This is a genomic window from Rhodanobacter sp. MP7CTX1 (assembly GCF_014205795.1).
Classification (GTDB): domain Bacteria; phylum Pseudomonadota; class Gammaproteobacteria; order Xanthomonadales; family Rhodanobacteraceae; genus Rhodanobacter.
In genome coordinates this window covers 67,628-79,003 of sequence record NZ_JACHCN010000017.1, presented here as the reverse complement: position 1 = coordinate 79,003, position 11,376 = coordinate 67,628, and the positions used below count along the sequence as shown (strand labels likewise).

The following is an 11,376-nucleotide window of genomic DNA, read 5'->3' as shown; positions in this document are numbered from 1 at the left end:
TCCGTCACGCAGATCAGCACTGGCGCTTGCGTGGCGGGTCTACAGCTTCTTTGCGATGGCATCCTTGAGGGCGTGATTCTCCAGCGCCAGCTCCGCATACATCCATTTGAGCTTGCTGTGTTCCGTTTCGAGGTCGCGAACCCGCTGCACGTCAGTCGCGTTCATCCCGCTGTACCTGGACTTCCAGTCGTTGTACATCGCGCCCGATATGCGCAATTCCCGACACACATCCTTGGCCTGTCGGCCCCCTTCGACTTGCTGCAAGGTCGCAAAGATCTGGCTCTCGGTGAATTCTCTCTTACGCATCGTTGAGTTTCTTGGGGCTGGTTTGCCAGGAGGCCTCTGGCCAAGCCGGAGCGGGGACAAGTAGGCAGACAATGAAAACGCAAGTTCTTGCGTTTACGCTCCACACTTGTACGCGACGCTCGGCGAGGCGTCAATCAGTCCCTTGCCGTTGGTGCTCGGTGCGCACCCTTTTTCGACGCCAAGGCAGCTGGCAACCATGGATTTCGAGTAGCTGGTGCGAGATATCGGAAGCGGAGCATATCGAGCTGATGCGTTCGAAGTTTCTTGCAAACAGCGGACATCGACATGCCCAGATGCTTAATCGACGAACAAGGCGCCGATCATGCACGAGCGAGGTCTAAGCAATATCAGCAGACATCGATCGCTTGAGGGCTTGCCGTTTGAAACTTGTCGTATCAAGCGGTTCCGGCTCCCAAAATCGGACTAGCGGATTCCGTATTGTTTTCCGCTAGACTCATTTCGCTTCCGGGGGGAAGCCTTAAGGGATTGAGGGGAGCCAGGATATGCATGACGAGACTATGGCCTCGGGTGTGTTCTTTCCCGAGGTTGATGCTGCGCCCGTTCGCGCTGCCGAAACTTCGCACCGCTTCGATTTTCGCGGTAATGCCAAAGACTATTTTCGTATCTGGATCGTCAACGTCGCATTAAGCGTCGTGACGCTGGGCATTTACTCCGCCTGGGCGTCGGTGCGTACGCGACGTTACATGTACGCCAATACCGTACTGGCAGATTCGCCATTCGAGTATCTGGCCAAGCCACTGCCCATTCTCCGCGGGCGTTTGTTAACCGGCGTCCTGTTTGCCTTGTATGTGATTGCCGGGCATTTTTCCAAGCCGTTGCAGGTAGGCGCTGGTCTGGCACTCGCTGCATTCATGCCATGGATGATCGTCAAGGGCCTGATGTTTCGCGCCCGTTACACGGCGTGGCGAGGACTGCGCTTCTATTTTGTAAGCGATTACAGCGGCGCCTATCAGTGGTACTTCATTGCCTACATTCTGATGGGCATTCCATTCCTGCTCATGATTTTTCTGACCGTCAGTGGACATCCGCTGGTCGGCTTACTCGGCATATTTGCCGGCATTGGCGGCATCTATCCGTGGATAAAAGGTAATCAGCAGGCGTGGATGGTTGAACATCACCATTTCGGCGGCAAGTCGTTTCGCTTCGCCAGCAAGATTTCTGTTTATTTCCATATGTATTGGAGAGTCATCGCGGTGGGGCTGGCGTGGCTGGTTCCCACGATGATCCTGGTGGGTCTGGTGAGCAAGTTCACGCTTGCAGCGCAAGGTCATCAACCTTTTAATCCCAAGGCGCCTCCGATTAGTTTCATTCTGGCGATATATGCCGTGATGGCGCCCATGTATCTGGGTGTGTGGACTTACGTGCACGTCCGCATGACCAACCTGCTTTATAACCAGGCGCACCTGGGGCAATACAGCTTTCGTTCTTCGTTGAAATATTGGTCGATGCTGAACCTGTATCTCGGCAACGCGCTTGGCATCCTCTGCTCGATCGGCTTGGCCATTCCCTGGGCACACATCCGACTGGCACGGTACCGCGCGGAGCATCTGGAAATTAACGGTGACGGCGAACTCAACGACTTCGTGCGTGACGCGTTTGCGCATGCTGAGGTAGGTGCGGCCGGCACCGAGATGGATAGCCTGTTGGGCATCGATATCGGATTGTGATCGCATGATTCCGGGTGTCTTTTTCGACGGGCGCTCAAGCCACGCCATACATGTTGATGTGTGGCGTGATGGCGACAGCCTGAAGTGGCGCGGACCCAGCAGAGAATATGCGGTGTCGCTGGTGGTGGTGGAACCCAGTGCGCGTGTCATCGGCGTGCCCTTTGTATTGCATCTGCCCGACGGCGCACATATCCAGGTCGATCATGACCTGCTGCCCGCGGATTGGTTTGCGGACAGTCACCGACTCGAGAGGGTAGTGGACTGGCTTGAGCGGCGCTGGCCGGCCGCGCTGATCGGCATTTTTGTCGTTGTAACGACACTGGGCGCGCTGTTCGAGTTCGGCCTTCCCTGGGGGGCGGATCGTTTGGCGATGAACATGCCGCATGCGCTTGAGGTGTCCATGGGACGCCAGTCGCTGGCCGTGCTGGAGGGTCGGGCGTTGCTGCCTACCAGGTTGTCGCTGGATCGCCGCCAGCATCTGCAGGCGATCTTTCAGCACTTTGCTGATCGCCTGACCGGTATGCCGCCGGTGCAGATTCGCTTTTACGCGTCGCCCCTGCTGGGCGCCAATGCATTTGCGCTGCCCGATGGCAGCGTTGTATTCACCGATGCGCTCGTTCGCGCGCTCCCCGACGACCAGGCTTTCATCGCCGTCACCGCACATGAACTCGGTCACCAGGCCCATCACCACATGCTGCGTCTGGTATTGCGCAGCTCGGGTGTAGTCATTGTGGGGAGCATGTTGATGGGCGATGTTGCGTCCATTGGCGGACTTGCTTCGGGCATTCCGATATTTCTGCTGGATAGCCACTATTTGCGTGCTTTTGAGGAAGACGCTGATAGTTTCGCGTTCAACGCGCTTGCAAGTCAGGGCATCGATCCGGCGGCTTTCGTTCGCGCCATACAGGCGCTTGAACGCGTACGTCCTGAAGTGGGGAGGGGAGATGGATTGCGCTATCTCTCCAGCCATCCGCTCACCGCAGAACGTATCGCCCGAGCGAATGCGGCATCGCGTGCATTTCAGTTGGCGCATGCGGGTCATTGACTCGCGCTACAGGTCAGTACGCTCGCCTCGTTCCCGCTGCGGCAGCGTGACGATCTGACGGGAAAGCCGACGCATGTGTCGCGGAGTGCTCAGTCCGCGCCACATAGTCGGCGATGACGCGACGCACTGCAGGCGTCGCTGTTTGCTCTGCGCGCGATAGCCAGGCGGAGGCTTCATCCGTGCGCCCCCTTGCCATCAGCACGGTGGCCCAGTTGTATTGCCCGCGAAAATAGCCGGCCTCGGCGGATCGGCGGTACCAATCCGCGGCTTGCGTGGGATCCTTCGAGATGCCCCAGCCTTCCTCATAACAGCGCGCAAGCAGGTTCATGGCGCGCGCGTGGCCTTGTGCTGACGCTCGGGCATACCAGTGCATCGCGAGCGCGGGGTCACGCGTTACGCCATGGCCATCCAGGTACATGTGTCCCAGGTTGTATTGCGCCCAATCGTCACCGAGCTGTGCAGCACGCGCATAGCACTCGAAAGCCCGCTGCGTGTCCGCTGCCGTGCCCCAGCCGTTTTCCAGGCAGCGCCCGAGCATGTTGATTGCTTCGGCATGATCGTCTGCAGCAGCGCGTTGAAACCAGGCCAGCGCGGCCGCCGGGCTTTTTACGCAGCCAATACCTTCCAGCAACATCCGGCCGAACAACAGTTGCGCTGCGGCGACGCCCTGATCGGCGAGCGCTTGCACGGTGGACGCTGCACGCAGGGGATCGTGCTGCAGAAGATCGCGTAATGCTTCCGGTGTCATGCCTGCGTGACCGCGAGAGCGAGGTTTGTTTCCGTCATGCTGACGAAGCGTCCATGGTCGTTGGAATAGCCATCACCGCATGCAACGAGTCGACCGTCGCACAGCCCGCACGTTGCGCCTGTCAGAGCGTAAAGTCCGCGGTGAGCATCGCGGTACGTCCTGCACCCGGAACAGCGTGGTTTTCATCGGGGCCGGTGTAATAGAAACTTCGGAAGTACAGCTTGTTGGTCAGGTTGGTGAGGTTCAACCGAAACTCGACATGCTCGTTGAGCTCATATTCCGCCATTGCATTGAACAGGACATAGCCCGGCACATGGGCGGTGTTGTGCGTATCGGCGAAGCGCCATGCTTGATAGTTGAAGCCGCCGCCGATTTTCCATGCCGAATTGATCTGGTATGTCGTCCAGGTATTCAGTGCGTTGTGCGGCACGTTGGGCACTTCGCGGCCCAGTGCTTCAGGGTCGGTGGTGCTCACGATTTTGGCCAGCAGATGGGTATAGCTGGCGTTGACATCCCACTCGGGGCTGATGTGCCCTGTGAGGCCCAGTTCGAGACCCTTGACCGTTTCGTCGAACGGTAGCTGCTGCACGGTGGGGTCATCCGGATCGGCATTGCGTGCATTGGTCAGATCGGTCTTGAAGACGGCTCCGGTAAGGTCGAGCAGGCCATCCAATGCATCGATCTTCGCGCCGAATTCGTAGGTCTTGTTTTTCTCCGGCGCGATGCTCGCGTCAGTGGGAGCGAGCGTCAGGTATTCAATGGCCGGGTTGTACGACGTGCCATACGAAACGTAGTAACTCTGTGCGCTGTCGGGCTTGTAGATCAGTGCGGCGCGAGGCGCCAGATCGATATAGTCCTGCTGGAAACGGGTGCCAGCCAATGCTTCGCTGAATTCCGATTTGAAGCGATCCCAGCGCAAGCCGCCACTGAGGTCCCACTGCTCGGCGAGCTTGATGGTGTCCACGACATACGCGCTCTCGTCATCACCCTTGGCCTGGGGCAGCGAATCCACGATGAGCGGCTGGATGTTTGGCTGGTGCGGATCCGGATTCAGCAGGGGCGTCGGCGGGATGATGTCGAGGCCGTTGACGTATCGCGTGATGTCGGAATTCTCATGGCTCAACTCGATGCCTGCGATGACCAGGTGGCTGAAGCCGCCCATGTCAAAGCTCGAGGTGATGTTGGCCTGGTCGATCAGGTTTCTGAGATTCGTCGAGGAGCTTGGCTGGTCGCGCGAAACGAGAATGTCGGACAGTGGCGTCCCAAGCGGAGGCGGCGGAACAAAGTCGTTGCCGAGAAACGGTGCGCTGGAAAAATACGAAGACTTGTAGTCGCCGTAGCGCAACGTGTTGCTGAACGTGGTGTTGGCGCTGAAGTCGTGCTCGAAGCGGATCGTTGCGATGTTTACATTCGTCTTGGTGCGGTCGTAGTCGAGCAGGCCGTAATAGTTTTCCCGACGTACGTGGGCCGGAACGTCGCCAATGAACGGAATCCCGTAGTCGGGGATATTGTTTTCTTCCTGATAGAAGTAACTCAGCGTCAACCGCGTCGGCGTACCGATGCCAAACTCGATCGATGGCGCAATGCCACTGCGTCGATTCAAAACGTAGTCGCGATCGGCAACATTCGAGTGCTCGTTCATCACATTCAGACGGGCGGCGGTCGTCGCGCCGAGCGGAGTGTCGTAGTCGCCGGTAAAGCGCACGCCATCGTTGGTGCCCACGGAAATGCTGGCATAGCCCAGCGGGGTAAGGTCCGGCGTTTTGCTTACCTGATTGATGACGCCCGCGCTCGAGCCGCGGCCGAAAAGTACCGATGAGGGTCCCTTCAGCACGGTGACGCTTTCAAGGTTGAAGCTGTCGCGCTCGTAGGTGCCCAGGTCGCGAATGCCGTCCATGAAAAATGAATCGGGAACCGACAGGCCGCGCAGGTTGATGCTGTCGCCGTGCTGGCCGCCTTCACCGGCATTGAGCGTGATCCCGGGAACGTTGCGCAACGCATCTTGAACACGCGTTACGCCCTGGTCGGTCATCGTGTCCTGGGTGATCGTGTCGATCGACTGCGGAATGTCGTGCGGCGATTCGACGTGGGCTCCGGTCACCTTGATCGGCGTCAGGGTCACCGCTGTTTGGGGAGTATTCGCCGTGGGCGTCGCATTGTTCCCATTTGGAAGATCGTCGCCCCACGCGTTGCACGAGACTGCGCCGGTGATCGCCATCCCCAGCGTGGTCAGGCGCAGGGCTTGAGGCGACATCGTGAATGTTCCGCGTCGTGAGAGCTGGCGGCGGGTGGTCATGGAGCTCCTGCGTAACCGTGAACTGTGTAGAGAGCCGCGGAGGACTCATCGATGCTGGTACAGGCGGCCATGGCGCATCTGCACCGATCCTTGCCCCGCGACTCTCCCCCGGGGCCAGCGATGTCTAAACGCTATCGCTAATCACTCTCATTTGCAACTACTGGGAGCGGTTGACGAGGCTCTTTGGCCTGGCAAGCCGAAGAGGGTTGAGTGGCTTCTGCCGGACAGTCCGGATGCCTCGGACCTATCCTCGGGGCGCAGGGCACGTCACGAGCTGAGTGAAGTTCGACGCTTACTGGTATGCGGTCACGCGGGCTTTTTCGCTGATGTCGATCAGCTTGCGACGACAAACGATTAAAGCCTCCTGACGGAATCTGACAAGGCCTGCCAAGGCGCCAGACTCCAGTGGCCGCGGGCCTGTCCCGACGGCGAGGGCAAGACGAACAACTGCGTGCCCGCGATAGTGTTGTCCTGCAAGCCGTAGTTAACGGCCCGGTCGAGCAGGGCGCGCGCGGCATGCTTGCTGGTGAAGGCGAGCATGCGCGGCGCATGGCGTTCGATCTTGGCGATCAAGGCCGGCACCTCGAAGGCGTCCTGCGGCAGTTCGTTGTCGTTGCCGGCGTGGCGCTTGGCGAGGTCAGTGAGGCCGATGCCGTAGTCGGGCAGTAGTAGAAATTCTGTCGGGGCCAGCTGACGCGGAGTCAGGCCGACTTCGAATAGCGCACGCCAGAACATATTGCCAGGGTGCGCGTAGTAGGCGCGTTCCGCGGCGGAGCGCTTGCCGGCGGCGGTGCCGCAGAACACCAGCCTGAGCCCGGGCCGCAGCACGTCGGGCAGGATGTGGCCTTCAGTGGGCCGCGGCATTATCGTCGAGCAGGAAATCGGTGAACTGGAAGCGCCCGTCGCGCAAGACACTTTCGCCGCGACGAAGCTTGAGAGGCTGGCGGAACAAGGGGCCGCCGTAGCTCAGTGTGTGGAACTCGCCGCGTTCGCCGCAGGGATCGATGCCGGCTGGCAGCGTGTCCAGCAGCGCGGCATCGTAGTCACGGCCGCAATAGTCGGCGTGCAGTTGCTGGGTGTCCACGCAGCACAACACGGCGCGATGACCTTCGCTGATGAAGCGTCGCGACAAAGCAGCGGTGTCTTCGCCCCACAACGGAAACACCGCGCGCCAGTTGTCGCGGCCCAGCTGGCGTACGCGATAGTCGCGCACGTCTTCCAGGAACAGGTCGCCGAACGCGCAATGACGGATGCCCGGCCAGCGCATGCGAGCCTCGACGAGTGCCTGCGAGTGGGCCTGTTCGTAGGCTTCGTTGCTGCCGGGCCAGTCCAGCATGACCTCGACCAGTGGCAGGCCAAGCGCGGTGGTTTGCGCCAGCAGCACGTCACGCTGCACGCCATGCATGGCGACGCGCTGGTAGTTGCGATTGACGGTGGTAAGCAGAGCCACCAACTGCCATTGCGGATCGGCGAGCAATCGCTGCATTGCCAGCAGGCAGTCCTTGCCACCGCTCCAGGCGAGCAGGATGGGTGTTGTCATAGAGCCACCGTCGTCATGAATCGGACTCCTGCGTCATCCGGCGTGGCCACGCCAGCGTGGCATGCAATCGTTGCGCGGCATCGAGCCGGAAATCCAGCTGCATGCCCAGCGCCTGGGCCGCCGCACTGGCTAGTGCCAGGCCTAGTCCGGCATGCCCGGCATGCGGCAACTGCTTGCGCCAGAAACGCTGGCCGAAGTTGACCAGATCTTCGGCGTCGAGGCTGGGGGCGGCATTGTCGATGCTCAGCCTGGTTGCCGTCAGGCGCAGTGTCACCGTGTCGCCTCTCGGCGCATAGGCACAGGCGTTACCCAGCAGGTTGCCGATGACGACTTCCAGTAGCGCAGGGTCGGTCTGCAGGCGGGCAGGCGGTGTGCCTTCGGTGTGCAAGGTGATGCCGAAGTCCGCGGCCGCACCGTGATGTCGCTGCAGTTGGCGATTCAGCCACGATGCGAGCGGGAGCGTCTGCAGCTGCGGTTGCTCGAGTCCGGATTGCAGCCGGGTCAACAGCAACAACGCGGTCACTGTGGCTTCGAGTTCGGCGCCGATGTTGCCGACTTCGGTGAGGATCTCGGGCAGGCTGCGGCCGCTGGGGTAGCGCACCTCGACTTCGGTGAGCGCGCGCAACTCGGCCAGTCTGGTGCGCGTTTCGTGGGCGAGACCGCTGGCGAACTGGCGCTCGCGGGCAAGGCCGTCATCCATCCGGCCGAGCACGTCGTTGAAGCGGTTTATCAGCGGGTCAAGTTCGCGCATGCCGCTGGCAGCGAGGCGCTGGCCGGGCGCGTTCGGGCCGATGTCGTGCATGCGATCCACCAGTGCCGTCATCGGGCGCAGGCCGCGACGCACGATCAGTGGTACCGCAATCAGCGCGATACCCAGCGCCAGCGCTGGGCTGAGCAACAGGATCCAGTCGACTGCCAGATCGATCTGATACAGCGCATGGCGGTCCTGTTCGAACAACAGCGCGCAGATGCGGGGAGCATGCGGCTGGCCGTCCGAGCCTGGCACCTTGCCGCCGCCGGGCTCGGCGGGGAACGACAATTGCACGGAGCCAAGATACTGATCGGCATGGTGCAGCCTGGCGAAACTTGGCTGCGGGCCAGCCGCCTGCGGCCAGCCAGCCGGAGTGATCGGTGGGGGCGGTGTGCTGCGCAGTGGTGGCATGCCGTCGCAACGCAGTTCGTAGTAGGTAAGACTGTCGCCACCAAGCACGCCTGCTTCAATGCGTTGGCTATGGCTGCCAGACGTCGCATCCTGTTCGAGTTTGACGGTACTGCTCAGCGTGCTGGCCTGGGTCAGCAGATTCTGCTCAAAGCGCTTTTCCATCTCATGGTCGATGCGCCAGTCCATCAGCTTGGAGCCACCGCCCAGCACCAGCAGGCTGGTGACGACCAGCAGGGTGGAGATACGCGCGGCAAGGGAGGCCGGCTTCATGGCGATATGGTCATGGAATCAGATACCCCGCGCCGCGCCGCGTTTCGATCAGGCCGGGCAGGCCGGCCGCGTCCAGCTTGCGGCGGAGCCCGAATACCAGCACCTCGACGCTGCGGTCGGAGACTTCGCTGTCGCTACCTGCGGTGCGTTCAAGGATCTCCAGCCGGCTGAACGCGCGGCCGCGATGGCGCAGCAGCAGGCCCAGTACGGCAAATTCGCGCGGAGTCAGCGGCAGCGGCTTCCCGTTCACGCTGGCGCTCTGCGAACGGGGATCCCACGCCAGCGGGCCATGACTGAGGGCCAGCGGCTGCGCCTGTTGCGGCCGGCGTGCCAGCGCATGCAGGCGGGCGACCAGCTCGTCGAATGCGAAGGGCTTCATCAGGTAATCGTCGGCGCCGGCATTGAGCGCCTCGATCCGATCGGGCACCTGGTCCCGGGCGGACAGCACCAGCACGCGCGGGCGGCGACCACCCGCAGGCAGGCTGCGCAGCACGCCAATGCCGTCGAGCCGGGGCAACATCAGATCCAGCACCACCAGGTCATAGTCGTAACTGGCCAGGAAACCGCAGGCTTCCACGCCGTCTCCAGCGGCGTCAACTGTAAAACCGGCACCCTGCAAGCCGTGTTGCAGGGTCTGGCGCAGGCGCTCGGAGTCTTCCACCAGCAACAATTTCATGCGAATTCCCTGGAATTTGATCAAGCCTAAACGAAGATGCGGCATGATTTTCGCGTCGGCGAGACCTCGGACGTCCGGATCGCGAAATGGTTCATCGACAGTTCGCATGTGCAGCCGCTATAAAGATCGTCTAACTGGGGAGTATGTGGTGAGCGAAGAAATTCTGATCAACGTCACCCCGCGCGAGACGAGGGTCGGCGTGGTCGAGAACGGCATGCTGCAGGAAGTGCACGTCGAGCGGGCATCCAAGCGTGGCTACGTCGGCAACGTGTACAAGGGCCGGGTGCAGCGTGTGATGCCCGGCATGCAGGCCGTGTTTGTGGAGATCGGGCTGGACCGCGCAGCGTTTCTGCATGCGTCGGACATCGTGAGGCCGCCGCTGCCGGCGTCCGCCGAAGGCGTGGAATCGAACGGCAACGGCAATGGTCACATTCCCTCGATCAGCGAGCTGGTGCACGAGGGCCAGGAAATCGTGGTGCAGGTGGTGAAGGATCCGATCAGCACCAAGGGCGCCCGGTTGTCGGCCCACCTGTCGATACCCTCGCGCTATCTGGTGCTGCTGCCGTACGCCCGCACCCTGGGGATTTCCGCGCGCATCGAGGACGAGGTCGAGCGTCAGCGGCTGAAAGACGTGCTGGGCTCGCTGATTGGTGACAATCCGCTGGGCTACATCGTGCGTACCAATGCCGAGGGTCAGAGTGCCGAATCGCTGGCCTTCGACGTGGCCTACCTCACCAAGGTATGGCGGGTGGTGCAGGAGAACATCGCCAAGGCCAAGGTCGGCGAACGCGTCTATGAGGAACTGTCGCTGCCGTTGCGCAGCCTGCGCGACATGCTGAACGACGACATCGAGAAAGTGCGGGTGGATTCGCGCACCACGTTCGAGAAGGTGGTCAAGTTCGTGCACAAGTTCATGCCGAGCCTGGACGACCGCATCGAACACTACGACGGCGAGCGGCCGATCTTCGACCTGTACGGCGTCGAAGACGAAATGCAGCGCGCCTTGCGCAAGGAAGTGCCGCTGAAATCCGGCGGCTACCTGATCGTCGATCAGACCGAGGCGATGACCACGATCGACGTCAACACCGGCGCCTACCTGGGCACGCGCAACCTGGAGGAGACGGTCTATCGCACCAACCTGGAGGCGGCGCAGGCGGCGGCGCGGCAACTGCGGCTGCGCAACCTGGGCGGGATCATCATCATCGATTTCATCGACATGATCGATGAGGAACACAAGCGCCAGGTGCTGCGCATGTTGAACAAGGGCCTGGCGCGCGACCATGCCAAGACGACGGTCTACCCGATGTCGGCGCTGGGGCTGGTGGAAATGACCCGCAAGCGCACCACCGAAAGCTTGGCGCGCCAGCTGTGCGAGCCCTGTGCGACCTGTAACGGTCGCGGTGCATTGAAAACCGCCGAAACGGTGACCTACGAGATTTTCCGCGAGATCACTCGGGCGGTACGCCAGTTCAATGCCGAGAAGTTGCTGGTGATGGCGAATCCGCTGGTGGTGAGCCGGATTCTGGAGGAAGAATCCAGCGCGATCGCCGAATTGGAAGAGTTCATCTCCAAAAGCATACGCTTCCAGGCTGAAGAGCATTATTCGCAGGAACAGTTTGATGTCGTCTTGCTGTAAATCTGGCCC

At 61.2% G+C, this 11,376-nt stretch carries 9 protein-coding genes and 1 pseudogene; 3 read left to right on the top strand and 7 right to left on the bottom strand.

Going from position 1 to position 11,376, the window contains the following annotated elements:
* Window positions 1-14: 14 nt before the first annotated feature.
* Window positions 15-306: pseudogene (locus tag HDE77_RS17470) on the bottom strand (transposase); the annotation flags it as partial.
* Between the two features lie 503 nt (window positions 307-809).
* Here HDE77_RS17470 and HDE77_RS17465 point away from each other — a divergent pair.
* Both HDE77_RS17465 and HDE77_RS17460 read left to right on the top strand, forming a co-directional pair.
* Complete coding sequence (locus HDE77_RS17465; RefSeq protein WP_184419199.1) at window positions 810-1,994, top strand: YjgN family protein; 1,185 nt, start codon at window positions 810-812, stop codon at window positions 1,992-1,994.
* Window positions 1,995-1,998: 4 nt separating this feature from the next.
* On the top strand, window positions 1,999-3,039 hold the full coding sequence (locus HDE77_RS17460; protein ID WP_184419198.1) for a M48 family metallopeptidase: 1,041 nt from the start codon (window positions 1,999-2,001) through the stop codon (window positions 3,037-3,039).
* 13 nt (window positions 3,040-3,052) lie between these two features.
* On the opposite strand, the gene HDE77_RS17455 is transcribed toward HDE77_RS17460, so the two are convergent.
* The 6 genes from HDE77_RS17455 to HDE77_RS17430 form a co-directional block, all read right to left on the bottom strand.
* Entirely contained in the window at window positions 3,053-3,787 is a 735-nt protein-coding gene (locus tag HDE77_RS17455) for a tetratricopeptide repeat protein (protein ID WP_184419197.1), read from the bottom strand.
* A 121-nt stretch (window positions 3,788-3,908) separates the two neighbouring features.
* A complete protein-coding gene (locus HDE77_RS17450) occupies window positions 3,909-6,041 on the bottom strand; it encodes a TonB-dependent siderophore receptor (RefSeq protein WP_184419196.1) in 2,133 nt (710 codons plus the stop codon).
* Between the two features lie 396 nt (window positions 6,042-6,437).
* Window positions 6,438-6,947: a mismatch-specific DNA-glycosylase gene (locus HDE77_RS17445; protein WP_184419195.1), complete on the bottom strand. Its 510-nt coding sequence runs from the start codon at window positions 6,945-6,947 to the stop codon at window positions 6,438-6,440.
* Window positions 6,931-7,623: an ATP-binding protein gene (locus tag HDE77_RS17440; RefSeq protein WP_184419194.1), complete on the bottom strand. Its 693-nt coding sequence runs from the start codon at window positions 7,621-7,623 to the stop codon at window positions 6,931-6,933. The genes HDE77_RS17445 and HDE77_RS17440 overlap by 17 nt, the downstream gene beginning before the upstream one ends.
* Window positions 7,624-7,636: 13 nt before the next feature.
* The gene (locus HDE77_RS17435; protein WP_184419193.1) at window positions 7,637-9,055 is read right to left on the bottom strand and encodes an ATP-binding protein; all 1,419 of its coding nucleotides are present in this window, start codon (window positions 9,053-9,055) and stop codon (window positions 7,637-7,639) included.
* A gap of 10 nt (window positions 9,056-9,065) precedes the next feature.
* Window positions 9,066-9,731, bottom strand: coding sequence for a response regulator transcription factor (locus HDE77_RS17430; RefSeq protein ID WP_184419192.1), 666 nt, complete (start codon window positions 9,729-9,731; stop codon window positions 9,066-9,068).
* 148 nt (window positions 9,732-9,879) lie between these two features.
* Between HDE77_RS17430 and rng the strand changes: the two genes are divergently transcribed.
* Window positions 9,880-11,367, top strand: coding sequence for a ribonuclease G (gene rng / locus HDE77_RS17425; protein WP_184419191.1), 1,488 nt, complete (start codon window positions 9,880-9,882; stop codon window positions 11,365-11,367).
* Window positions 11,368-11,376: the final 9 nt, after the last annotated feature.